Below are 2,061 nucleotides of genomic sequence, written 5' to 3'. Positions count from 1 at the left end.
GCCCCGCGCTGCCCCCCGCCACCTTCGCGGGCTTCGCCATGGCGGCGCTGGCCATCCTCGTCATCGCGTTGCTGTCCTACCGCATGCTCCAGACGCGCACGGCGGCCGCCACGCTGGTGACGCACACGCTGGAGGTGGTGGAGAAGCTGGAGGGCCTGCTGTCCACGCTCAAGGACGCGGAGACGGGCCAGCGCGGCTTCCTGCTCACCGGCGCCCAGAGCTACCTGGACCCCTACGTCCGCGCGAAGAAGTCCCTGCCCGGGCAGCTTGCGCGCCTGAAGGAACTCACCGCCGACAACCCCGCGCAGCAGCAGCGGCTGACACAGCTGGAGGACGCCGTCACCGACAAGCTGACGGAGCTGCAACAGACCATCGATCTGCAACTGCGAGGCGACAGCCAGGAGGCCCTCGCCATCGTGAAGGAGGACCGGGGCATCGCCGTGATGCAGTCCATCCGCGCCACCATCGAGGAGATGGAGATCGACGAGCGCAAGCTGCTCGCCGACCGCACCGCGGGCTTCCAGTCCTCCGCCAACCTGTCCCTGCTCGTCACGTGGGCCGGCTCCGCGCTGCTGCTCTTCCTCATCGGCATGTCGGGCTTCATCGCGGCGCGCGACTTCCGCGCCCGGAGCATCGAGGCCTGGCTCCAGGCGGGCCAGAGCGCCCTCGCCCTGCGCATGCAAGGTGAACAGCGCCTGGAGCAGCTGGGCGACAACGTGCTGCGCGTCCTCACCGACACGCTGGACGCCCAGGTGGGCGCCCTCTACCTCGCGGACGCGACGAACCGCTTCCGCCGCGTCGCCGGCTACGCGCTGCCCCCCGACTTCGATACCAAGGGGGACCTGCTGCGCGCCGGTGACGGACTCGTCGGACAGGCCGTCAAGGACGGCCGGGCCTTCCACCTGCGCGACGTGCCGGAGGGCTACCTGCCCGTCTCCTCCAGCCTGGGCCAGGGCGTGTCGCGCCATGTCCTCATCGCCCCCGCGAAGGCGGACGGACAGGTCAACGCGGTGGTGGAGCTGGGCTTCCTGCACCCGGTGCACCCGTCGGACCTGGAGCTGCTCCAGCGCGTGTCCGAATCCATTGGCGTCGCGGTGCGCGCGTCGCACGACCGCACCCGCCTGGAACAGCTCCTGGAAGAGACGCGCCGCCAGGCCGAGGAGCTGCAAGCCCAGCAGGAGGAGCTGCGCGTCTCCAACGAGGAGATTGAGGAGCAGAGCCGCGTCCTCAAGGAGTCCCAGACGCGGCTGATGACCCAGCAGGTGGAGCTGGAGCAGACCAACGCCCAGTTGGAGGAACAGGCGAGCCTGCTGGAGACGCAGCGCGACGACCTGGCCCTGGCGCAGGTGACGCTCACCGACAAGGCCGCGGAGCTGGAGCGCACCAACCGCTACAAGTCCGAGTTCCTGGCGAACATGAGCCACGAGCTGCGCACGCCGCTCAACAGCTCGCTCATCCTCGCGAAGCTCCTGGAGGACAACAAGGAAGGCAACCTCACCGCCGAACAGGTGAAGTTCGCGCAGACCATCGGCGCCGCGGGCAACGACCTGCTGGCCCTCATCAACGACATCCTGGACCTGTCGCGCATCGAGGCGGGCAAGGTGGAGGTGCAGCCGGAGCCCGTGCCCCTCCAGCGCTTCGTGGAAGGGCTGGCCCTCACCTTCCAGCCCGTCGCGCGGCAGAAGGGCGTGCGCTTCCTGGTCACCGTCGCGCCGGACGTGCCCTCCTCCCTGGAGACGGATCCGCAGCGGCTGGGGCAGGTGCTCAAGAACCTGCTCTCCAATGCCTTCAAGTTCACCGCACAGGGAGAGGTGGCCCTCACCGTCTCCACCGCGGGCGAGGGGCACGTGCGCTTCGCCGTGCGCGACTCCGGCATCGGCATCCCCCTGGAGCTGCAGGGCGTCATCTTCGAGGCGTTCCGTCAGGCCGACGGCAGCACCCACCGCAAGTACGGCGGCACCGGCCTGGGCCTGTCCATCTCCCGCGACCTGGCGCGCCTGCTGGGCGGCGACGTCACCGTGAACAGCACGGCGGGAGAGGGCAGCACCTTCACCGTCACCC

1 protein-coding gene is annotated in these 2,061 nt (G+C 69.8%); it reads left to right on the top strand.

Annotated elements, in window-relative coordinates:
• The coding region (locus tag D7X74_RS41535; protein ID WP_120538425.1) for a CHASE3 domain-containing protein at window positions 1-2,061 on the top strand (2,061 nt) is incomplete at both ends.

The organism is Corallococcus sp. CA047B (assembly GCF_003612065.1).
Taxonomy (GTDB): Bacteria; Myxococcota; Myxococcia; order Myxococcales; family Myxococcaceae; genus Corallococcus; species Corallococcus praedator.
Note: the sequence above shows the minus strand (reverse complement) of the source record. Positions and strands in the feature narration are given on the sequence as shown.